Origin of the sequence: Nocardia sp. NPDC127579 (assembly GCF_042672005.1) — a bacterium.
Taxonomy (GTDB): domain Bacteria; phylum Actinomycetota; class Actinomycetes; order Mycobacteriales; family Mycobacteriaceae; genus Nocardia.
The window spans coordinates 83,631-108,744 of the sequence record NZ_JBHXVZ010000010.1; the positions used below are offsets into that span (position 1 = coordinate 83,631).

Below are 25,114 nucleotides of genomic sequence, written 5' to 3' on the forward strand. Positions count from 1 at the left end.
TCGCCGAACTGGGCATCGCGCTGACCCACGTGCGTGAACAGCTGGCCGTGGATATGGCGGCCCTCGAGGGATACCAGCCACGCGTCTCAGGCTGGACCGAGCTGGAGGCGAGGACGGATCCACAGATCCGTGCACTGCTCGCTGTCGACGAGCGGATCGCGAAAGCCGTTGCGCTGGAGGAGGCGTCCGTTCTGGACTCCCTCCGGGAGATCGGTCGGCTCGCCGATCGGATCCGCGCAGTGCGGAACGTGATCTTCGGTAATCACGCCGATGACACCGAGACCCGCGAAATCGAGGCTTTGGTCGACGCTTTCGTCGGCGACAAGCCTTTCCTGCTGAACGCGTTGCGCAATCTGCACGGTGCGTTGCGAGCCGAGCTGATCGACGTCCTCGACCGATCGTCGGCGAACCTGACGGGGCTCGGAGTGGACGCCTCGATCTTCGGCTTGAACTCGACAGCGCGGCAGGTGGATGACGAAGGTCGCGATGCCGCGGATTACGACCCGTCGCGCCCGAATCTCGATGTGGCGGAGCTGAGTCGGCGCGCACGGCAGCTTCTCGAAGCCCTAGATGAACCGGGCGGGGAGTCGGCCGAGTCGACGCTTGATGGCGACCAGCTCGACTCGGCGCAGTCTGCGAGCCCGATCGCCGACAGGGACAAGCGTCCAGCGGTTGCGCCGACGCTCGATCGCGACGGAGAGTTCGTTGTCCACGAGGGTGTCAGCTACCTGCGGGTGGATCCGAATTCGCCTACCTGGACAGCACTTTTCGAATCGGCGGCCTGTTACACCGGCTCGGAGGGGACGATACTTCGCGCGTTCCGAAACCCGACCGGGTACCCCGTGGTGGTTCGAGTCGACGGTGTCGACACCTTCGGGGATCAGGGCAGCTGGTTCGTCACCGTGGTGGCCCAGGACCATCCGGTCATCGGGCAGCAACGGCGTCTGATCCGGGCTGACCGATTCGACGACCTGTACCGGCGGACCGAGGCGGCGCCGGGCCGTCCCACCCCGCGGCAGGTCCTCCTCGACCTGCGTGATGCCTTGTCCGGCAGTACCGTTCCCGCCGATCTCCGTATCGTGCTGACGCACCTGGTCACTGACACGATGACCGCCGATCCAGCCCCCGACACCGTGTCGATCTCGCGTGACGAGACCGGAATACTCCGGATCAGCCTGCGCGGACCGGAGCTGACGTACGAATTCACGGTGCGCGGTAGGGAATTGGGCTATCACGTCGTCGCCGGCCGCGGCTACCTCGCCGAATTCGACGGGCGCGTCCAGGCGCATCTGGACCGATTCCGGGCGGCCCTGGATCTGGAGCCGGGAACGTCGTTGGAGGTCGAGCGGAACCGGTCGCGAGGCGAACTCACCCTCGACCTGACCATGCGCGGTCCGGTCGACTGGCCTCGTCTCGAGGGCACGGTCAACGGCCAGCCGATCGACCCGGTCTACGCGGCCGTCATCGACGCGAACAGGGTGGGCCGCTGGCTGATTCCGGATCGGGTCGGCATCGTCGGGGACGGTGACCAGACCGCTCTGGTCATGGTCGACGGTGACGGGGACGACCTGCGCGGATTGCGCTCCGCCAGCAGCGAACTGACCGAGCTGCTGAGCGCCGGCACACCTGTCGTCTACTGTCGCACCCTCGCGGACGGCCGCCTCGCCGCACTCGGCCCCGCTGACGACACCACCGGCGTCCGGCCAGGTCTCGGCAGCCTGTGGTCCCCTGACGGCAACCGGCCGCGTCGCGGTCCCGATGACGCGGGGCATCGCCCTCCGAGTCAGAGCGGACGGGCCACCACGCCGATAGACCGCCGTTGGTTCATCACACTGACTGGACTCGACTCCGGTGGTCGCGGCGAGCTCGATGGCGATTATCCCTCGGACGGGCGAATCGGTTCCGCATCGGTGCAGGCGTCGAATTCGGAACCGCGCATGGACAGTGACCGTGTTCTGCCGCCGCCGGAAAGGCTGCCGCGTGAGCTGGCGGAGCTGTACCGCTTGGCCGATCTCGGTCGCGTATCAGGGCGGGTGACAGGTCTTGGAGCGCTGGCGGACGCCCTGCGCAACGCTGACCAGAGGGTCGTCGAGATCTGGGACATGGTTCGACGCGAGCCGTTGCCCTACCCCGCCGACCGGCGGAGAGGGCACGACTGGTCGGAGCTGGCAGACGATCTGTCGGCTCAGTTGGCCGACCTGTCGGCGCAAGCCGATCCGAGGTCGGAGATCCTGAATTCGGCTTTCGCCGAGGAACTTTCACGTATCCGCGTGGTGTACCGGACGGCCCGCCGGCTGGTGGAGCTGGCGCGGGAGCGGCAAGCCGCCAACCAGCGCCAAGTGCAGGCGCTCGAGCGCACCGTGGCATTGGCCGGCGCGGACGGTGACGATGTGGACCGGACTCGGCGCGAACTGGCCGAGGACGCCGCCTACCACGCGGCGACGGTCGTCTACAGCGACACGGTGATCGATCAGATCCTCGCGGATGTCGTCAGCGGTGAAATCTACCGCCGGGGTGTCGATCCGAGCGAGATCGTGCGGCGCGCGCCGACCGAACAGGAGCGGTTGGCCGGTCTGCGGGCCGAGCGGCCTCGGGATTGCGCCGTGGACGGAGCGTGGACTGTCGCGGAGAAGACCGGAATCGCCTTGCGTGCGCCCGAGCGCCTGGAGGCCGACACATTCGGTGGACCGACTGCCTATGCATTGCCCGAGGTGCTCGGAAATGACTGGTTGCCGAGAGAAGTCGACGAGTCCGGCAACCACATCGATGGCCTGGACGATTTGGACACGATCGCTGACCGGGTCCCGCCGAACGGTGTCGTAGTTGTCGGTGTAGATTACGCCGAGCCCGATACGGACGTGTTGTCCACCGATGTCCACATCGTGGTGCTGTTCCGGGACGGCGCAGGCCCTCTGATGGTCCGGGAAACTGTCGGCGGCACGGCGTACGAGTATCCGTACCAGCGCGGAATGGAACTGCCGGGCGCGAAGAAGCTCTACCGCATCGCCTACGACTCGCAGCGGCAGCGGCAGCGTCCGCTCGCCGAGGGGGAGATGTCGAGAGCGGTTGCCGGCAAGGACCGCCCGGCGCGGTGGTTGGGTGCGCGGCCTGGTTCGACGGAGGCGTCCGATGCTGCGCACGACGCGCATCCTGTTCTTCGACAGCACCTGAACCGCCTCCTGCTCCCCGACGCGGTCGATTCGGTACTGCGACTCGTCGCGTCGGTCGCAGACGGTGACGTCGACAGAATCGGAATCAAGTTGCAGGACTTGAACCCCGAGGAGCAGCGGGATCCTGACACCCCGCAATTGGAGATCACCGTCGAACAGGACGGCGTGCGCCGCACCGTGGCATACGTCGGGCGTGAGTGGTTCCGTATCGACTGGACCGCGGTGCCGTCTCGCTCGGCGATGGACTGGGCGGCGCTCACCACCGGCTGGGGCAGTGAGCAGAACCTCACCCCGGCTTTCGAGCAGCTACAGGCATGGGGACAGGCAGGGTTCCCGGCCTTCGTCAATGTGGAATGGACATCTGGATACCATCGGATCACTGTCGCCCCTACTGGTGAGCGGAAACCAGCTGATCCGACTGCGGCCGAAGAACCCGTGTCACCGCCAGGGCTCCACTACGTGTACGGCGTGTACCCGGCATCGGAAGGGCTGGCCAGTGACGTCTACTGGGTGCACGGCGAAACCTCGCCCGATGTCCTCGAGTTGCGTGCGTGGCTCGGCGCACTGCTTCCAGCTGGAAAGGATCACCCCGACGTACACGCCGCAGCAGATCTGCTCGGGGAACTGACGAAAGCGCTCGGAAGACTCGCCGCCGCGATCGAGGTGCGTGCCGCCGAGGTCCGTGCGCAAAGGGATGCGGCGCGTACGCAAGGGAATGAGGCGCGTGCGCAGGGGGATGAGGCGCGTGCGCAAGAGTCTGAGGCGCGTGCGCAAGAGGCCGAGGTTCGGGTGCGTGCGTTCGAGCAGGCGGCCGCCGCGCTCGCTGCCGGAGGGACCCGGGCGACGTTGAGCACCAGGCCCTTTGGGGACTCGAGGCTGCGCATCAACACGGCCGTCGACGGTTTCGATGCCCTGATTGCCTCGGATGTGACTGCACTTCAAGCGCATTCGGATCTGCTGGAGCTGTTGGAGCGCGCGGACAGGTTCTCCACTGGAACTCTCGATTACGGACGAACTACGAACTACAGATTCGAATTCGCGGTCGACGGGTTCTTTGCCGAAGTATCCGGTGGTGTGGCCCGCGGCCGACGCGGATTCGGCCCCAGATTCTCCGGAGTCGCGGTCGAGGAGACGACCAGAGATCTGCGCAAGTGGTTCCGTGCCAACCGAATCGACGACGGCATCGGCCGGATTCTGGCCGGTATCGCCGACACGGCGCTGGGTTCGGGCAGCGGAAAGGTGCGGGCACGGATCTCGTCTCGTGGCTCGTTGCGCGTCGATATCGCCAACCCGGACGGGGCTGTCCGAATCGTCATCGACCGCGCGGAGAACGGCCGCAACGAATGGTCGGTCGACGGTGACGTCGAGAGCATGGTCAAGGACCACATCGCGCCCGAAGCCTGGCAGCAATGGTCGGTGATAGAAGCACGCGCCGGAGTTACCGCTATCAAGGGTGATTGGGATCCACCGAGCGACGAGAACGCTGGTCCGGCAGCACCAGGCCGGTCGGTACCCGCGTCGGCGTTCGCGAAGTCGGTCGAGAGTGACCCGATCAAGGGTGAACGACTGGTGGTGTCCTCCTCGCTCGGCGAGGTCGATTTCGCCCTGCGACTGGCCGCGGAATTGGCCAGGGGCGAGCATGCCGACCTGGTTGCGTGGCCCGGCAAGTTCGAGTATTGCCAGGTCGATACCAAGGCGGTGTCGCCGCTGCAGATATCGGTCAGCTCCGGTGCTGACGACGGGCCGGTGCTGGTGCGGGTGGATGGACGCTCCTACGTCCCGGACGGCCGGGTCGACAGTGACCAGGCCTCGGATCTGACTCGCCGCCGGGCGGCGGAACGTGACGTTGACGACGCATGGTTCGCGAATTGGCTGGCGACGCAGTACGCGCCGTCCGAAATCGACCAGGCGAAGCGTGATTTCGAGACGCTGTGGGCCTATCTGCGCAACGATCCGACCTCGCCATGGTTCGATCCGATGCGAGCATTCGATCCTCAGCAGGAGTACAAACTCGCGATTCTGGCCGGACATAGGCGGCCCAAGCGTCTAGCGGTCGCGGCTGGAAAGTTCCTTGTTGCTAACAAGCTCGACGGCACTTGGCTGGTTGTCTCCGGTTGGGCCGGCGAGGCCGCCACGGCTGAGTTCTTCGTGCGGGCAACAGAGGGTTTCGCACGGAAGATCCTCGTGGAACCCAGCGCTGAGAACACCCTGCAGAACATCGACAACGCCGTGCGGATGTTCATGGAGCAGCACAAGCTGAGCAGCGTCGACGACCTCGAAGGTATGAATCTCATACTGTTCACCCGGCCGACGCACGGACTCCGGGTGCTTGGCACAGCGCGGAAGCGGTATCCGCAGTTCGATCACATCGCCGTGGTCTCCGAAGACGTTTCCGTCGCCGAATACCTGCACAGCGGGATGCCGAGCGGCCCGTCCGACCACCCGGATCACCGCGAGATCCACACGGTGTTCCTGAACGAAGTGCAGTTGCTGGTCGAAAGCCCGAGCAGCGGGCACATCGTAAGCCGGCCCATCCCGCCCGAAATTCTCGAGATCCACGATCGGCTCAGTGCGAAATTCCGCCCGGATGCGCCGGTCCGTCTCGTCGGTTCGTCCGCAGCCGCCGCGCTCGCGGCCGGAGCGGATTCACCTGCCACGCCGCGCTATGCGGGAGCCGTCCGGGTCTGGGAAGCCGGAGCGACAGGGATCGTCCGGCTCGGTCCGGCGGCTGTGTTCCATGACGAGCTGCGCGCCGAAATCGACGCTCGGCCCGAGTCCGAGCAGAAGGTTCTCCGCACCCATCTCGCGACGATCTATCGCGCGCAGGGACTGCTCGAGGACCTGCGGTCCGGAGTCGTGGCGCCCACCGCAGCCGAGATCTTCAGCGCGGCACAACTGTTGGCCGGAGTGAACGCGACAGACAGCCTGTTCGCCTACCCCGTCCAGGCCACCGTCGAAATGTTCGGCGCGATGCTCGGCCGTCTGCATGAGCTCGGTGAGTTCACCGGCGCGATCCGCCTGTGCGCGATCGAACTGTATCGACTCGCCCTGGAAGTGCCTGATTCCGCCACCGCCGCGCAGACGCTGCGCGCGGTGCTCGACCGGGCCGGTATCGACGCCGGTTACCTCGACCTGCTGGGCGGGTTCCTCGTCGAATCCCCGGCCGACACAGCATCTTCCACCGGACCGACTGACCGGTTGAGCAGAATCCGTGCGACTTTGCAGGCCGACAGCAGCGCGACCTTCGAGTACGTTGTTGCCGGCCTGCGCGAAATCGAACGGCTCGAACAGGAACTCGAGGTGCGCCGCAACCCTCCGAGTGGGCGGCCGGCGATCGACGATTTCGCCAAGCTCTCCGGCTGGGACACGCGCCTGTCGGGGGAGTACCGCGCGATGCTGGCGGGCCGGGCCGACCAGCAAGTAGTCGACGAGTTCGGAATGCTTCTCGGACAAGACGATCCCACGACCGCAGCCAACCGCGAGGTCGCCGACCGGCGTCTGCTGCCGGACGACTCCGTCGACCCCTACCATTCGGCGTCCACCGAACTCGAAACCGCTCTTACCCGCGTCCGCGACCAGCTGGCCGCCGACCTGGCGGCCCTCGGTCGCACCGCACCGGACGATCGGATTCGCGGCGCGCTCGCCCTCGACGAGCTGATCGCGGATGCCGAGGCGCTGGGAGCGCAGTTGGCACCCAAAGCCCGGGTGAACGGATACATCGGCGTCGGCGACGCGGACGAGAGCTGGGGCCCGCGCCACTATTCGGACCTGCCGAACGAAGCGGGCCCTGAAGAACCACCCACCCACAGCCCGGTTCGGGCCGAGATCGAACGGGTGCTGCGCGAAACCGATTGGGCGAACGACGACGATATCGAGCAGATCATCGACTTCGCGGACGAGCCGACCAACGCGGCGATCCGAGCCCGCGGTGGCGAGTTGTCGGTGGAGGTGTCCGAGGGTGGCGGCGTCCACATGGTGACGATCAGCCTGTCCGGCCCAGGCGAGTGGTCGGTGGGATGGTTCTCCGACGGCGGGTATTCGTACCGCAACACCTGCGGATCCGACTACGCCGGAATCGATGTGCAGGTCGGGCCCACCGGAACCGCTAGTGGTGTGATCGCGCCTGAGGCCGGAACTCCGACAGCCGAAGCCATGCGCGCGGATATTGTCGAGCTCTTCAAGGGCCGAATTCTGGACGATCAGATGTTCGTCGATTCGGACGGCGAGGATGATATCGAGTCGGACGTTCCGGACGCCATGAGCCCGGCATCGGCACCGGCCGAAACTATGTTCGACGCCGAAACCCTCGATCCTCGGCGAGGCTTCACCGAACGGAGCCTGCGGATAGAACAGGCCACAGATGCGGCGCACGAGGGACCGATGACGCCCGCCCTGGCCGAATGGGGGTTGACACCGCCCGAAATACGCATGGTTCGAGACCTGGTCATGTGCGTGATGTTTGTTGCCGGAGCCGCGGTGGTCGGTGTCCCCGATGCCGGCTCACTGGGCGCCGCATCTGGACGTGCGGTTCGTGTGGAGAGTGAGCGCGGGCTGGCGCTGACGCTACGGTTCGACGACGCCCATTCGTTGTCGGTGACTTGGGACAGTGGCTGGAATGGTAACGACATCAATGATTTGAGTTTGTTGATGGACATGCTCCTCGAGAGCCACGTGCTGTTCGGTGTTTCCAACTCGGGGCGCGAGAGGTTCAGCGTCAAGCTTTCCGATGCGCAACATGGACACCGCAAGAGCGGCGGCGATTCTCCAGAAATGATCGTTGCGCGGTCCGGCATGGCCGTTTCGGTCGATCTGCTATCGACGACCGGAGAACAGGAACCGCTCTGGCGATACGATGGCGCCGGCGAAGCATCGGCGGCATCGTCCGGGGATACGTGGGTCGACGATGATCGCTGGATCAACGGCAAGCCGGGCGATCCCATTGGCGCTGCGGAGGATGAGCTGCGAGCACTGGGCGTGGATCCGGCCCGGTTGATCCCGTGGAAGTTCGCACCTCGAGCAGAGGCGACACTCGAGTATCTGAAGGCTGTCCTCGACCCGAACGCCACCCGCGTGTTCACGGCCGAGCAGCTGCGATCCGGGCACGATCCGCGCCAGATGCTGCGAGACAAGATCCGCGCTTACCTGGAGCTGGCATTTTCCCCGAAGCGCCAGCAGCGACAGGTCGGCGCCATCGGCTCGGCCGTCACTGTCACGGACATCGGTCGAGCGCCGAAGGGACTCCATCACAAGGTCAACCAGGATTCCTGTGCCGCTGGGGAAGCGATCACTCTCGATGACGTGCGGATCACAGTCGGTGTGGTTTGTGACGGTGTCTCGAGATCGACCAGCCCACACGTCGCTTCGCAACTCGGCTCCCGGACGACACTTGCCGGCCTGCTGGAGTCGATCGGTACTGACGAGAGCCCGGCCGACCGGGGCAAATCGACCATCGCTGAAGCGGATCGGGTCATATGTGAGGTCAACGAGCTGCTGTATCCCGAGGAGACCGCAGCCGACCAGGACCCGGCCACAACCGCCGCCTTCGTCGAGGTCGGACCGGAAGGCGCGTGGTACGGCTGGATAGGGGATAGCCGGGTCTACTGGTTGTCGGACGTGGAGGACGAATCCGTGCTCCTCACAGACGATCACGGCGAGGACAACCGCATTGCACGGTGGCTGGGCGGAAACAACATTCCGCTCCCGACCGATCGCAACCACCGATACCTCGGCTTCTTCCGGCCGCCTGGCCGAGGACGTTTCGTCGTGGTCAGCGACGGTGTGTCGAAGAAGATCGGTGATCCGGAGGAATTGGCTGCGATTTTCCGCCTGGCTGGAAACGATCGTGACGGTGCGGAAGCGGTCGTCGATACAGCGTTGGCGCGTGGGGAATCCGACAACATCTCGATCGTTGCAATTCCGTTCGAGTCCGCGCCCGAACCCGAGCGAGAGGTCACATCGGACGAGGCTGACTTCAGCGGTGCGAAGTACCTCGATCTGGCGTTCGGCCCGGATTTCCATGGTTCGCCGGAAAGCATCGACGAACGCGTCACCGCCGCCGCGGCTGCCGCGCAGCGCGCTGAATCGGAAAACTCTGACGAAGCCGCGCGGTTATCAGCCGCACCGGTCATCGGTCAAATGTCGTCCGGTGCAGCGCCCGAGGTGGAGTACGCCGAGCAGGACCCGGTTGTCGGCGGGGCGGACGTTGCGGCGACCGATGACGGCGATCCGGCCGACAACTCGCCGGAGCCGATTTCTACGGTTTTGCGCGACTTCAGTATCTCCACGGCGAAAGCTGCGGTCGAGCACTTGAGCGCAGTGCGGGTCGCTGATCCCGCCGACCTGGCAGCGGCCGTTTGGGAGTTCTGCATCAGGGTGTTTGCAGACCGGTATTCGGGAAAGCCTCCCGCGCCGACAATGACGCACTGGTTCGAACAACTCGGTGACCAGCTGACTCGACTGGTTGGTGAGTCGGAACCCGCCGATCAGCTCCGGCGGGAACTCGAGTCCTATCGCGACTGGTGTGCCGAGAACGGCCTGTTCCGGGTGTCCCCCGACGATTCGAACTCCGTGGCGCGTGTGCGCGAACATCTGGCCGGCCGCGAAGGCTTTGCCGGTGCGGCGGATTGGATGCTGGCGCTGCTGGAGACCGCGACGGCGGAGGTCGGTGGTGGCATGGTCGCGGTCGCCGGCACAGATTCTGTCGAGATCACACTGAGTGACGATGAGGGGCTGCCTTGGCTCTCGTGCACCACGACAACCGCGGCGGACGAAGCGTCTGTGCAACGGGCGATCGAGTTGAGCGGCGGGACAGCGGGGCATGGGCGTACTGCCGTGGCGAATCGGGGATTCGACCTCCTTGCCGGGAGTGGACTGAGCGTCGACAACCGCGACCCTCGTGCTGCGCTCGATCTCAGCATCGGCGACGGCGTCGATCCGGAGCGCTCGCTGCAAATAGAAACCTCCGGTACCCCCGGCGACAGCCGGAGGCTCTGGGTTCACGTCACCGGCGGGCCGCGTTTCGAGTTCCGGATAACCGATCCCGATCCCGATCCCGACGCGGACGAAGCGGTGGCTCGGCTCGTAGCTGTCCTGGCGCAGCGCAGCGGCTCGCCGAGCGCGGAGTCCGTGGCGCAACTTCGTCAGGCGCTGACGCGTTTGCATGCCCGTGATTCGGCGAACGTGTCCCATGCCGTCGCTGTCTTCCAGGCCGTGCTGGACGAGCACCGAGACGCCGCGCCCGACTCGGCACAGTTGATCGAGTCGGTCGGCGAGGAGCTGTCCAGGCTCGCGGAAGGTGAAGCCGCACAATATCTTCGGCTGGCACTGGATGAATTCCGTGCGCCGGCCGACTCTGATCTGGTTACGGTCCGAGGTTTGGTCGGCTCAGGTCCGTACCAGGACGCGATCACCCCCGACGGCCCGCGGGCGATGCTGGTCGATGTCCGCGTCGATGAACTCGGTCGAGTGTTCCTGGTAGGCACGAACACTCCTCTCGCCGAGGTCGCCTGGCATGCCGACCGTTGCGGGGTCGCCCTGTCGGTACGCATCCTCGCCGACCAGCCGGGAATCGATGCGGTGCAGGCTCGGGCGATGGTGGGTGCGTGCGTTCTGTCGACGGACGGAATCGCGCCGATCGCCGAGTTCGTTGCCGAGGATTGGGCGTTGCTGGACGCTGCCGAGGAGCTCGCGCCGAATACGCCTCGGGCCTTCATGTTCACCGTGGACGGGGTGGTCGACGGCGAGCAGGTGTGGCAGGCCATGCGACAGCCGAATGTGCGGGCGATCGCGTATGCCAGTGGGGCAGCGAATCTCGCCCGTGCGCTGGATCTCGGTGTGGACGGCATCGTCGCCACCGATCCGGACGACGCCACCCGCGCGGTGGACCAGCGCCGTGTGACGTGCACGGTACGCGCGGATGCCCCGGCCTCGGCCACGCAGCGCTGGCCGAACCCAGAGCTGCAGACCAGCCTGGACGCGGCCACTGCCGCCGGGGTGGAACGGGCGCTGCGATCCGGCGCGAACGCCATCAGGGCGAAGCTGGTGTGGGTCGAAGGCGTGCCGATGGTTCGCGTGGTCGGCTCACACGGCACCCTGCCACCGCCGCACGAACACGCTCGCTTGGACGGGCTGATGCCCTTGGATGAGCTGGCGCGCCGGATCGCAGGCTCGGGCATGGGGCTGGTACTGCAGCTCGATGATGCGTATGCGGGCCTATACCGGCAGGCCGAGCAAGCCCGCAACGCCCTTCTGGGTGCGGAGGCGATACTGTCGCGCCACCGAATCGCCCGCCGCTTCGAGTTCCACGACCTGTCGATGGGTGCGGCAGAGTCGATTTCGCGGGATCCTGCGGTAGCGACGCCTTTGGGCGTGCAGTGGTACGACTCCTACCATTCTCCGTCGTTGAGTTCCATACGCGCACACGGATTCACCACTATTACCGTCTCGGCCGATCACGCGACCGCCCGTTTCGTTCGCGAAGCCGGTGAACTCGGGATCACCGTGATCGTCGACAAGGTCGACAGCCCGGGTGCCGGCCTCGCGATGATCGCCGACGGTGTTGCCGGGATCACTACATCCGCGCCGGACCGGATGGCAGTGCTCCTGCCCAACCATGATCCCGCACTACTCGCGGTGAACAGGTCGGCGGGGACGCCGGCGACACCGCCGAAGTCGCATCCGGTATCGGTGACGGTGGTCGGTGACAATGCGGGCATCGAAGGTTTGCGCCAGTCGCTGCGCTCGGGTGCCGACAAGGTGCGATTGCGTGTCGGCTGGACCGCAGACCGCGAGTTCCTTGCGGTCGCGGACCGCGAGATAGTCGTCGTGCCCGAAACCGTCGCCGAGACATCGAACGAGACTCTGGTCGACCTGAGCAACCGGGGCTGCTTCACCCTGACCGAGGCGCTCGCGGAGATCGCCGATTCCGGCTGGCGCGGGGAAGTCGTGCTGGACCTGGTGACTGCCGGTCTGAACGCGGATCAGGTCCGAGGATTCATTCGTGAACTCATGGATCGAATGACGATTCCGCATCGTTGGGCCAGCGGAGACCTCGAGGTGCTGAAAAAGGTTCCGGAAAGGCGACGGAACGGGACCGGCTTCGAGCCATTGAAGTGGTCCCACACTGTACTGACGGTGCGCCAGGGCGGCCGTTTGCCCGATCCGAATACCCGCAGGGTCGGCACGTTGTCGGTGGACAGTGCGGACGTCACCGCCGAGTTCTTGCTCGAGTTCAAAGACCGGCCGTTGCTCGTGCGTGCGGATCGCCCCGAGAAAGCCGCACGCATGATGGCCCTCGGTCTCGATGTGCAGACGCTGGACCCGTCCTCGTTGCCGGACATGCCGATTCCCGTACCGGGGCCGCGCGCGGCGGCGCCGGTGGCGTCGCTGGACCTGATCTATGAGGCCGGCGATACGGCTGAGTCTTTCGTGCAGGCACTGGAATCGGGCGCTACCACCATCAGGATCAATACCTCTGCGGTGGAGGGCATTCCGGTCCTCGGCGGGGGTCGTCTCGGCGTTGGAACGGCCCTCATCGACACCAGGCTGTTCGCGCTCGCCCACGCAGCACGCCTGGCGAAAGAGCAGAACGTGGCGCTGCTCGTGTGCCCCTACGGGCTCGATGACGAGGCGCTGCGGATGACGCTGGCGGTGTTGGAACGATCCGGGGTCGAGTACCGCCTGGAGGTCAAGAACGCCAGGTCGGCGAGGCGAGCCCGCAAGTTCGTCCAGGACGTCCGATTGGCCACCTCCTTGGCCGACACCGAACTGAAGACGGCCGACGCCCGGAGCAAGGCGCGGGTAGAGACGGTGCTGGTCGAGCAGGACGCGGCGTCGAATGCCGACACGAGTGTGGCGTTCGGCCAGGAGTCGGTGATCGTGGTGGATCCGACCGACGCCGGTCTGACGCGGAAATTGGTCCGCGGTGGCGCTTCCGGACTGTGCTATTCGTCCTGGAACGATGTTCCGGGCTCACTCGCGACGTTGATCGCGAAACAGCCTGTTGTCGACGAACTCGGCGGAATGCCGAGCACTCGGCCCGCGCTGGAGGCCACGAGGACTCGAAGTGCCGACGAACTGCGTATGGAACACACACTTCCGGCGGATCCCGCGTTCTACGAGGCACGGGAGATGTGGACGCTCTGGCGCATCGGAGACCAGATGCGGTCCTTCGGTTTCCCTGCTGAAGCGGTTGAGTACGCCTGGCGTGCCTTCGAGCAGGTCATCAACAGTGTGCTCGGCCACGGGAATCAGGGTGTTGGCGTCGTGACGCGATTGGTCACCGGCGACGGGGGCCCCATCTGGCGACTCGGGGTATTCACCAGGGACGAAGGGGGCCGGAAACGTCGGCTGATCGGTGGCCGGGTCGCGCGGCACCGGGTCTACCACGAGGATTGGGCCGAGGTCAATCACGTGGAAGTTCGGCCCGAGGACATCTACTACCACCGGCGTGGTGAGGACCCGGATTACGGCGAAGACCCGAATCCGGTCGTGCGGATGCTGGATTCGTCCGCGGCGGTGCTGTGGTCCGCGAAATCCCTTGCTGCCTACGGGGCCGAGGACACACACGCGGCCGTCCTCCGCGCCCTCGACATCGCGCAGGACCTGCTGCGAAATATCCAGGGGCATCGGGACTGGCAGTCGGTGCGGACCGACGACACTCCGAATTCGGAGGCAGCGACGTGGGCTCCGACCCGCAAGTTCCGCGAGCTGCTGACGACGTTGCGCGAAGGCAACATTGTCGACGACGAACTCGTTGCAGGCATAGATCGGTTCGTGTCCGAATGCGAGCGTTACGCAAGCCAACTCACCGATTCTTACTACGCACGCAAATTGGGCGACGCGGTGTCCGGATTCCGCGACTGGCAGCGAGGTCGCGCCACTGAGATCACCGTCTCGAATAACGACGGTCCGGTGGCAGACACCGAGGCGCAGGACGCACAATCCGCGCCCGCAACCCAGAACCCGAATCGCCCCGACTGGCGCCACGGCGCGGAGAACCCGGACCGCCCGCATTCCGGTCCACCTCGACCGCCCCGGCGCGGATCGGACCTGCCACCGGATGCGAGCCTTCCGTTCGGAACCCTCAGCGGTCAGCTGAATCGCGAGTTCGGGGGCTCGCAAGCAGGCGATCGACTGCCGCACGGCGGCGAAAACGAGTTGAATGCGCAATTGGTGGCCGCGGCGGCCCAGATTGCGCGATCCGGCGATGGTCCTGTGACACAGGACGCTACGTCGACGGGGCCCAATCCATCGGGCGAAGGATTCGGAACCACCATCGTCGACTCGCGGCGGGCGACACTCGACGCCGATGAGTTGTTGCGGCACTACGGCATCAATGCCGTCGGATTCGGTTATCAGCTCGATGGAGGTGGCTACAAGAACGACGGCGCAGGCCTGAACCCGGAGTCGCTGCTCATCGCGGCGAAGACGCTGGCCGATTTGTCGACCGCCTACGGTCCGCTGTCAGGGGTATGGATCCACGACGGGCAGGGCGAGGTTCCGCGTCGGGAGAACTGGGTCGTCCTCGACCGGAACTTCGATCGGGCCATGCTCGACGTGGATCTGCCCGAGCTGCCTCTGTCGGACCGGACTCCCGCCGACCGGATCACTGGTCGGCCGAAGACCCCTGACGAGATTCGCAAATCCGTGCGCCGCAGCTTCATGGATCAAATGGCGGAGGCGCCCGCTCCCAAGGGCGAGGACGGTTCCAGGATCGAGCAGACCGCTGACACCTGGCTCGACACATGGCTGGCGACGCTGGTCCAGCAGTCGGACGTGCCCGCGGCGCGGGCGGCCCTCGAGACGATGTGGGCCTACTTGCGGAACGATCCGAACGGGCCGGATTTCAAGCCTGAACATGTTTTCGATCCCGCGCGCAAGCCCGACTTCGCGCTGTTGCTGGGACACAAGAAGCCTGTCCACGCGCTTTTCGCCCCGGGATTCCTCAGCGATAACGACCTCGAGCAGCTTTTGACGATCTTCTCCGGCTGGCACGGGGAGGCCGCCGAAGCCGGAGCTCTCGCCCTGCAGGGAGGCCATCCCGCGAACCGGATTCTGCTGGAGCCGGACGCTTGTAACACAGCGCAGAACTTCATGTTCGCCAAGCAGCTCATGCTGCGGCACCTCGGGCTGGACAGTCTCGAGGATCTCGTAGGTAAGAACCTGATCCTCTTCTGCCGCCCGCCACACGCCCGCCGCGTGGCCTTGCTGGCGAGACTGTTCTGCCCGGAATTCGCCAATATCGCCGTGCAATCGGTCGACATGTCCGTGGCAGAATTCCTGCGCTACGGTTTGCCGAGCGGCCCGTCCGAGGTTCCGGATTCAGCGGATGTCGTCACGGTGCTGATGAACGAAGTGCGGCTGCTGGCGCAGGCCGAGAATGAAGGGTTCGGTGGTCTCGGACAGGATGCTCCGCCTGAGGTGCGCGAGGCATACGACCTCCTGAGCAAGCTGTTCGAGCCCGAGAACTATGTTCCGTTGACCACCGGCACCACTGCGCTCGAGCCCCTCGATGCCGCAGCGGAGCCCTCCACTGCCCCCGAGCCACAGCCGGCGGAAGAACAGGAGTTCGCCGCCGAATCCGCGGACGCCGCCATCCAGCTCGAAGGCCCACTCGGCGCCGAGCTGGTCGCGATGCGCAAGGCAGCGAAACAAACCTTGGTGGACTACCTCGAAGATCTCGCAAAACCGAGGAAGGATGTCCCAAGGCGTGCACGCGTGCCGTGGTACAAGCCGCTGCTCGACGGCGAGCTGAAGTCTGCCGACCTGCTGCGGGATCTCGACACCTTGCGCCGCCTCGAAGCCGGCCTGACCGATGCGCGCGCACTCCGTGACGCCGCGCTCGCCAGGTACATCGGACTTCTCGCAACCTCCGACGAAACCCAGATCCAGGCCGTCGCGGACAACCTCGACAACCTCGACCGCAAGTACCACCTGCTGCGCGCCAGGATCGCTGAGATCTTCGACGCGGAGCCTGTCGAGCGGATGGCTGTGGCCAGGGCTGCGCTGCAGGCCGGTTCGAGCGAACCCGATGCGCCCCGGTCCTCGGCCCCTGGCCCAGGTGTGGGCGCGACCGCTCTGATCGAGGTGCGGCGTGCGGCCGAACTGGAACGGCACACCCACGAGAACCTGATTCGCGAGCGGCGTCACGACCCCACCAATCTGGTAGAGGGTTCGGACGAACTGCGCGAGTTGGTCGCAGAGCACGCCAGGTTGGTGGCTTCGGGACAAGATCGCAACGCCCGCGATACCCGCCGACTGATCGAGGCGGCCCACCGTTACCACCAGTTGGGAACGCGGATCATCGGCATCGACCGGCTGGAAGAAGCGGCGCGGCAAGCCGATTCGACCTGCCGGGTGGCGTGCGAGGCGTACGCGGCGCTGACCGGTTTGCCGATTCCGTACGGGCTGGATTCCGAGATAGCTGCACACGTGCAACAACTGCGACAGTCCGCCGCACAGGAACTGGGCGAAATATTCGAGCACTCGGCCAGAGCGGTGCCCGGCAAGCAGCTGCGGGATCATCTCGACCGGCACGCGCGCACTGCCGAACTGGCCGCCCTGCTGGACCTCTGGGAACGGTGGGACCGGCAATCCACTCGATGTGCCGTGCTCGTCGAGCGCTGCACCGATCTCGCGGGCCACTTGTTGCGGACCGAGCCTTCGGAGGCATTGTTCGATGCCGCGCTGGTGGGGACGACCATCCCCGAGGTAGAGAAGCCCGCCGTCTCCGCGGATTCACTGGCTCTGCGCGCCGAGGTGTGGGCGCTGTCCGGCGAGAAGGCGCGATTCGTCTCGCCAACCGCTGCGTTCGTGCCAGCCGACTTCGGGGGGCACCAGAAGCTTGTCCTCGTGATCCCGGCGGGGACCACCGAGAGTGCCAGGCGCGCAATGGTTGCCGGACTCGCGTCGACCAGTCCGGTCGTCCAGGTAGACGTCGCGGGGCAACCGATGCTGCCGGTGCAGTACCGACTGGTCGCCGCCGACGGCACTGTCACCCGGGACGAGGGTGACGTGCTACAGATCGTCGACGGAGTGTTTTTGGTCGGTGCACCGGGCCGGACTCCGGCACAGCCCTCGGCTCTGGAACTCAGCGCCGAGTGGGTCGATGAGGTCGACCCCGAACGGGTAGTGCCGGTCCTCGGCGACCCCATCGCCGAGATCTGGCGCACCGACCACGCCCGGCTGATGCGTGGTATCGACCTGCTGGATCTGCCCCGGCGTCAGGTGCTGCGCCGGTTGCTGTGTGGTGCCTCGACAGCGGAGACAGCAGATGAGCTGGGGCAGCACGCCGGTTGGGTCACAACGCAGCGCTATTGGGCGATCGCCGAGCTGGTCACCCTGCTCGAGCGCCCGCCCGCAGGCGAACAGCTCCGCGAAGATACCCGCCAGACAACCAATACACCATCTGCAACAGGGGACCAGCCGCCCTCGCCTCAGCGGATCGACCGCCTGGGTGGGTGGACTGGCCCGGATCGGAAGATGTTCCGGGGCCCGGAAAGTCACCCGAATGTTCCGCGGTTCGTCGACGTCGAACCTGCTCGGGACACTGAACCCAGCGCCCCATCGGATGCCATCGCTCGCTCGACGACGGATGGTGTTGTGACTGTTGTCGATTCCGAGGATGTCCAGGACGACGGTGACGACAGCAATGGTGTGTCGACCACGCTGGCTGCGGACGCCACACCCGACCGGGAAGATCTGGGCACGTGGTCGATGCTGCGGGCAGACCCCAAGCCGACGAGACAGGCGACGCTCGACGCGATCGACGAATTGGTCGCACGGAACCAAGACGGGTGGGGTACCGGACACAGTGTCCGCAATTGGCTCGTCGAACAGTTGCGCAGTATCGATCGCCGACGGTACACAGTGAACGTATGGCGGTCGGGTGTCGAAGGCCAGCGAGTTCTCGGGGTTGAGCTGGTCTATGACCAGTACGGCTGGGACCGACGTGGATTCGAGATATTCGAGGCCGCCCCGCGTCGTACTGCGACCACGTACACGTGGACGCGTGGGGCGAAGATGCGGAGATGGGAGATCGATGGGTTGATCACCGGGATTCCCCAGATCCCAGGTGTCGCTGTGGATCGCGGATTGCCCGCTGTTGCCGAGATGCTGCAGGGGCGGATCCCTCAGAAGCTGACTGTTCGCCTGACGGATGAGCTCGGCGAGCGCACTGCGGTCACGAACAAATCTGGCAAGCGTGCTGTGTCCTCGAGCGAGGGCAGCAGGCGAACTGTTGCCCTGAGCGCTGTCGATAAGCGCGCTACGACCTGGCTGTCCTATCGATTTGCCCAAATAGGGGCAGTTGTCGATCGCGATCTCGCGATCACCGCGGTTGCCGGCGTGGAGATCGCTGGGATCGTCGAGAGATTCACACCGCATTGGCAAGGGGACCAGAAGCAGCTCGCGGACCTCGAGCGTCGGCTACAAGATCACTACAGCGAGCACGACCGGCTGTCTGTGAGCGTGCACGGTGCACGGAGTAGCCGAATCGTCAATATCGACACCGCCGAGGGTGGTATCGAAGTCGCCGAACGGCTTTCTGGGCCGCCAGAGGTGATCGTCGGCGACATTCTGACCGCTGTCGAGCAGGAGCGCATTTCCCCACCGCCGTGGCTCAGGGGATGGTTGATGGCGGGTTTGTCCGGCGTCGAGGGCGCAACCGCCCAGGTGTTCGCCGAATTCGACGGTGAACTGCGTATCGAGCTCGCTACCGCCAAACCGACCACATGGGAATACTGGCACACCCTGACTAAGGATTCCGAGGGGCGCTGGAAGGCCTCGTGGGGACCGAATGGCCCGGACGGTGACGATGTCCGCACCATAGCGATCGAACAATTGTGTGATGTGTGGGGTGTGGATTGGAATGACGCCGACAGCGGCTTGCGCACAAAATTCACCGAATGGTTTCCCAGGGCCTACGGTTGGTTCGAGCTGCAAGCCGACCTCGGCGGGCCCCGTTCTGTTCGCACGGCACGCCTGCACCGATACGAGGAACGCAGTTCTGGTGGCAGAAACCTCGACCTGAGCGTCGTCGAGCCGCCCTCGTCGCTGATCGACTGTGTGCGTGCGGAACTCGAGGCCACAACCATCGCGTTGGCAGCCGAACGTAGCCGGGACGGTCAGCCCGCTCCGGACACCGAGCGTTTGCAGCACTTGCTGAATACGTTCCAGATGCGTACCGCGGAGGCGAGCGAAAAGAGCGGAAAAGCACGTGCCGCCGAGGAACTCGAGTTCAACAGGCTCTGCGTGGCGGCTGGAATCACCGAGTTCGAACTGAAGGCCGTGGGCAAAGCGTTGGCCGCCAAGGACCCGGCGAAGATCGAGAAGACACTGTTGCCTGCCGTCGGCAACCGCGCCGCCCGGCAGATGGTGCTCACGCACATCAGTGGTCTGCAGATAGCGAGGCTTCAGGCCAAGAGCGCGCGCCTCGAGGCGGACCTGACCGAATTGGAGAGCAACGACGAGCTGCGCGCGGCGGGCAATGTCCGCGGTACACGGTGGTGGTGGCATCAGAACTCCGAAATCGGCTGGCGTGGCTGGCGGTTGGCATCGCAGCTGCCGCCCGTGGCGGCGGAGTCCAACGATCTCCGGGGGCGGATCCTGCGAGCAACATCGGAGGGTGAGCAACCCGACCTGGACGAATTGACCTACGACGAACTGAAAAAGCTGGCCCTGACCTACGCAACTCCGTTCGCCGTGACGAAAGAGGTGCTCGCACGGGTCCTGAAGTTCGACAAGAAAGCGGCCGAGCATCCCGAGATCCTGCGGCAGCGCACGCAGCAGAAGGTGTCCAGTGCATTCCGGGGCAAGGGGCTCGAGCAGCTGCGCGCCGCCCTGATCGAGGAGGTGTCCGATCCCGAACGCCGAGCCGCCCTCGCCGCCGACACCGACGCGCACGCGGTGTCGCCACGGACGCCCGATATCGACCTGGACCGCCTGCTCGACGCGAAATTCGATACGTCCGAGGCCCTCATGATTGCGCGGGCGCGGCTGATGGACTCGGTCGTCGCGATGATCGAGGTCGCGCGGACAGCGGAAGCAGCCGACGCGCATCTGGCGGGTCTCGCGGGGGACGACACCGAGGCGTCGCTGGTGAACCAGATTGTCACCCGGGTACTCGACGAGACCCGGGACAGGTACCTGCGTGAGGTGGCCGAGGCCGATCTGTCCGAACGATTGCGGGCATGGTCGGAACACGCGGCGGGGGTCGACGGTGAGAAGGTGCGGGCGAACTGCGGGCGGCTGCTGGAGGTCAACGGTGCACTGCTGGCCGACGCGGATCGAATGACCGCACTGCAGCTCGGTTGTGAGGTCGACGAGATCGCGGAAAGGCTCGCGGAATCCGGGGCCGCGTTCGATCTTCCCTTGTCGCCGGAGCATTCGGGTCGTACTGCGGCCGAGGCTTCGATCGGCCGGGCTGTGCTGGGGATTGTGCACGGAGCGGAGTTCTGCGGTTGCTATGGCTGCAAAGCGGGAAAGCGCCAACCGGACGGACGTGTCACGGCGCGGTGGGCCGATACGGACACGACCGAGCGGACCCAAGCGGCCATGTCGGTCACCTGGCAGGCGCAATTCGAGGAAACGTCGGTCCTGCGCTCGCTGGAGGACATCTATCACGAGAACAAGGACGACCTCGAACGCATCAACCGTGGCGGTAAAAAGACCGAATTCATGCGGACCAAGAACGGCAAGGACTTCACCCGTGCCGGTTATGGATTCATTGTCGACTATCACCTGGCGATGGAGGGACACGCGGCCGAGTACGGGCTCACGCTGACACTTGCGAACTTCCTGGCGACGCACGAGGGTGCCGTCGATATCGATAGCGTCGTCGATTATCTCGTGGAGAATGCCCCGAAAGCTCCTGGTCTGTCGGTGGAGTTCCGGTGCGGAGATCACGGTGTCGTCGAAACCGCGAGTTGCCCGCACTGTGCTCCGGATACTCCCACGATCCCCGAGGTGTGGGTGCGCTACCCCGGCGGGGAGGTCATGATCCGTGACGCGATGGGCGTCGGCACCTGTGAAGGGTGGGATATCGGACACCGATTGGTCAACAAGGCCGCCGAACTGCTCAACCGCACGATGTTCGGCGCCATCTTCCAGGAACCGGGTATGCGGGATCAGATGATCCCGGTATGGGAAGTCCTCACCCGCCTCGGCTTTCCCTACCACGCCGGCCTGGTGGCGTTCCCGAGCACGAATAATTACAGCGAGGTACAACGTATCGCGATCATGCGCAGTGTGATGCTGCGCAAGGTACGCGACATCCTCACCGGAATCGCCTCCGATATCGAAACCGATGATGGCATCGTCTCCCTGCTCGTCGACCTCGCGCGCTACCCGCTGCTGGGCCAGCTCGACGAGGCCGGCCGAGCACTGCGCGAACTGGAAGTACAGGAGCGCAAGCGGGCACTGCCGGACAACGAGATTCGGTCCCAGTGGGATGACTTGGTCAAGGCGAAGGAGAAGCTGGAGAAAGAGGTCGAAAGGTTGCGTGCTGCCGCCCCGACCGACTCGCTGCCGCCCGAGTTCCAGGGCGGAACGACCCCGCCCGGTTCATCAGGCCCCGCTGCGGGTTTCCATTATGAAGGCCCTGATCTCGGCTTCATCGACCGCTACGAGGCGTCCTTCAATGAATACCTGAGGGGAAAGCAAGCCGGTGAGTCACCCACACCAGACGATGACCCGCGGCCTCGACTGGCTGTCCTGACGGAATCGCCGGATCGCCCGGGACAGTTCCACAGCCGGATCGAGCGCGCCGACAGCGACACGATCCCGAAGGTGCTCGACGATCTGAACGTCTTGATGGGGACGGAGCAGGGCGCGCAGGCGGCGGCGCTGGTCGAACCGCTGCTGGAGCAGGCCGACACGGTCGAGGTCGAGCGGTTCGAAGGCACCGGGCGGTGGCAGGTTGTCGTGCGGATCGGCGAGGCCGGCAGCACGATCTCGGTAGACGCGACCGGTGTCTCGATCGAATGGAACAAGTCATGGGACAGCGAGTCGCGCACGTGGCCGCTCGCGCAACGGCAGGATGTCCTGCTCTTCGAGGGCTGGACCCGGAACTCGAACTACCATCCGCGGGATCTGATCAATGGGTTGCTGCGGGAGTCGGCAGATGCCCCCGGTGATGCCTCGACGTCTGTGACGGTGACCGGCCATCCCGGCGATCGAGTCGCGGTGGTCACGTCACGGCGCGCCGGGGTCGAGACGTCGACGTTCGAATACCACGAGGCGACAGGCAGGTTGAGCGAGGCCACATTCGACTATTGCTCGACCGAGGCGGTCGGCACCCACGTGGCAGTCGAGCGGTTGACCGAGTGGATGCACAAGCTGAAGTTCCGTCACCTCGACGAGCAGCTGCGAGCAGCGTTGCTGCCGATAGGCAACGGCACGCTCCCGGCCGGCGGCCGGCTGCGCGCGGTCGTCGACGAGCACGGCCGGGTGCGAATCGAGCGGTGTGACGATGCCGAGGGGACGGCGTGGAATGTCTGGGAAGTGTGGGCGGCGACCGAAAACCGCGACCCGGATCGGGGCTGGTGGTTCACGAACACCGTTACGCTGCCGCACGGCGATCGTGAGCGCATCGACGCCGCACTGCAGACCGCGCTGAAGAGTCTGCACCTGCACGATGAAACTGCGGTGGCCGATCGGCTGGCCAAGGTACTGGATCAGCCGTGGTCCGGCGATATCACGATCTCGGTGAAGCGGGGAGTTCGCACCGAGGATGATGGCTGGAACCCGCTGGATATCACGGTGACCGATGGTTCGCGGACCGCGCACAGCGAGTATCGCGATGAACGATATGCCTATGACAAGCCGATGCGTTCGAAACTGCAGCGGTACCAGACAGTTCTGAGCCCTGACGCACCGCAGGAGCTCGAGGCGGCCTTCGAGGCGATCAGCCCGTTGGCACACGATGCCGGGGTGGGCGCCAGGTGGGAAGACACCATCGCGGGCCTGGTGCGCCGTGCGATCGAACTCGGACCACGCACCCCCAGCACGGTGGTGGTGGAGGTGTCGAACCCCAACGGTCCGACGCAATTCGAGTTCCGGCTCGAAGATGGTGACGGCAATGCGTGGATGACGGTGGAGGCAGTGGCCGGGGGCTCGTCGCGCCTGAGTGTGAAGATCGACCCGCAGTTCGCGGGCGACACCGTGCAGACGCTGCTCGAAGCACAAGTCGAAGCGCTTACGACCGGCGTGCTGACGGCTGTGCAGCGTGCCCTCGTCGCCGAGTCGGCGTCCCAGGTGCTTGCCCACGGCCCGGTGTGGCTCGTGCAGAAGCGTGGCGCGGCACAGCTGATGGTCGCCAACTGTGAGGAGTGGGATCGCCCGAACAATGGCGTCGGAATCTACATGCGCACTCTCGGTGATGTTCCGTTCGATGCCGTTGCCGATATCGACAAGATGACACTCGATGTCTTCGAACTCGAGAACGGCGGGATCAAGTGGGAGGCCCGCTGGAAGCGGTCGAACCGTCGACCTCGTTCGGACCAGGCTCAACAGCAGGCCGGTTGGTCGCGGCGAATGCTCGGCGACAACGACTGGGCTGCCGAGGTGGAGCGTCGGCTGCACCGGATGTTCGGCCGGCTGGGGTCGGTTGTGGTGACCGGAATGCCCGACGAGCGCGAAGTGCAGGTCAAGGTTCTCGGTGGCCCGGAATACACCTTCAGCCAGCGCGATCCCGCCGTGGTGGCTACTCCGATCGTCATCGAAATGGACTACCGCTGGGGCGAATACGGGCCGCTGCGCGACTGGTTGAGTGTGCTTTCGCCGGCCCAAGCGGCCGATGTCGCCCTGGACGCCGCCGCCGATCTAGCGCTCGATATCCTCGGCGCCCTGGGCAACCCGAACGTCACGCTCAGTGCCGAACTGGTGACCGATCGGATCCGAGTGAGGGTCTCCGACAAGCGCCCCGCGGGCGAAGCGAACCCGCAGATACTGGAACTGCTGCAGAGCAAGGTCGACCGATTCGGCCACGAGGCCGTGGACGGCTCGATCGAGTACTGGTTCGAGTACCCGTTGAACGACGAAGGATCGTCGCGACAGGATGCGGAGCCCACCCCGCCGCCGGACGGTGATCCTGCCGATCTACCGAACGCGCCGGCGGTGGAGTACGACAGCGGTGCGTCTTCGGTTGACACCGACGCGGTGGAGAGTCGGCCCGCTCCCGAACCCGTGTCCACCGATGAGGTGACGGTGCCCGTCGTCACCGATCGCGAACGCCACCGCGCCGACGCGATCGCGCTGATCCGGCGGGTCGAACAGATCCTCCCGGGTGTGCTGAAATCTGCCCTGTTCTGGTTGCCTGCTGGTAGCCGTACTTCCGCCGCGGAGCGTCGAGCGACGGTCGAGGCCTGGCTGCGTGACGAAATTCCGGCGGAGCAGGCCCACATGGCCATCCTCGAACTCGCCAATGTCCTGATCGCCGTTCAACCGCCGCCGGCGGCGAACCGGAAACGAGTCGAGGCCGCTCGCGTCGAGGATCGGCACGCTTACGAGACGATGAAGCAAACCCTCTCCGAGCAGGACCGGCGGATTCTCGCCGGCGTGATCGAGGAGAAATACACGGATCGTCAGCTTGCCGATGAACTCGATCTCGATCGAGCCAAAAGCCGCACCGCTCGGACACAGGAGGCCCAACAGCATCGCGTGCGAGTGCTCCAACTGGCCGTGGATCTGATGAGTGAGCAAGCCGGTATCGACCAGCCACCCCGGGTGATCGAGGCCATCCAGAGTATCGCCCCCGACCTGGTGGAGCGCTGGGGCCGCCTGACGCAGCTGGAGGACGACTACCGCGAACTCGCTCTCGGCCGAAAGTCGTGGGCCGTGATCGCGGACCAGCTGGAGGTCCCTGTCGATGAGGCCCGTTCCATCGCCTACCGTGCCGTCCGGAAACTGATCGAACCGACAGGTATCGCGCGCCCGCCGGATGACGG

1 protein-coding gene (running past both ends of the window) is annotated in these 25,114 nt (G+C 65.5%); it reads left to right on the forward strand.

This entire window lies inside a single protein-coding gene on the forward strand: locus ACFVMC_RS28830, encoding a glycerophosphodiester phosphodiesterase family protein (RefSeq protein ID WP_379215411.1). The 116,319-nt coding sequence extends 39,286 nt beyond the window's left edge and 51,919 nt beyond its right edge, so the window shows coding positions 39,287–64,400, spanning codon 13,096 (partial) through codon 21,467 (partial); the first complete codon in view begins at position 3. The start codon and the stop codon both lie outside this window.